The following is an 803-nucleotide window of genomic DNA, read 5'->3' on the forward strand; positions in this document are numbered from 1 at the left end:
CGCAAACGTACTAGCCCAGGAGCAGAGAATACGTGAGTAATGAATTAATTTTTGGCTTTCATTCTGTTGAAGCAATTTTAGAAAGCGAACCAGAGCGCTTTGTAGAAATTTACGCCCTTAAAGGTCGTGACGACAAACGCTCAACTCCGATTATTGATGAAGCACGTAAATTTGGTATTTCAGTACAGTTTATGCAGCGTAAAGCCCTTGATAGCAAATCAAAAGGTGAGCAGCATCAAGGTATTATTGCTAACGTAAAAGCAGCGCCAACGTTTAATGAAAAAGATCTTGATGCGATAATCGCTCGTGAAGACACACCGTTTTTACTTGTGCTTGATGGTATTACCGATCCGCATAACTTAGGCGCATGCCTACGTAGTGCAGACGCGGCAGGTGTTCACGCTGTGATTGTACCTAAAGATAAGTCGGCTAAGCTTAACGGTACCGCACGTAAAGTGGCATGTGGCGCAGCCGAAACAGTTCCGCTTATTCAAGTGACTAACCTTGCACGTACGCTTCGCGAAATTAAAGATGCAGGCGTATGGGTTGTAGGTACCGCTGGCGAAACTGATAACCACGTATTTGATGCAAGCTTAACGGGGCCAATGGCTATTGTTATGGGCGCAGAAGGCGAGGGCATGCGACGCTTAACGCGTGAGCATTGCGATATGCTCGTTAAAATCCCAATGGCGGGTACTGTTTCAAGCTTAAACGTATCGGTAGCCACGGGTATTTGTTTGTTTGAAGTATTACGCCAACGTAACGCAAATAACTAATATATAAAACGATAAGTTTTATGTGTT

At 44.2% G+C, this 803-nt stretch carries 1 protein-coding gene; it reads left to right on the forward strand.

Annotation, left to right across the window (positions count from 1 at the left end; genetic code table 11):
• Positions 1–32: 32 nt before the first annotated feature.
• A complete protein-coding gene (rlmB, locus tag H5072_RS20690; RefSeq protein ID WP_002958023.1) occupies positions 33–776 on the forward strand; it encodes a 23S rRNA (guanosine(2251)-2'-O)-methyltransferase RlmB in 744 nt (247 codons plus the stop codon).
• Positions 777–803 lie beyond the last annotated feature (27 nt).

Origin of the sequence: Pseudoalteromonas sp. SR45-5, assembly GCF_014163565.1 — a bacterium.
In the GTDB taxonomy this organism is placed as follows: Bacteria; Pseudomonadota; Gammaproteobacteria; order Enterobacterales; family Alteromonadaceae; genus Pseudoalteromonas; species Pseudoalteromonas distincta.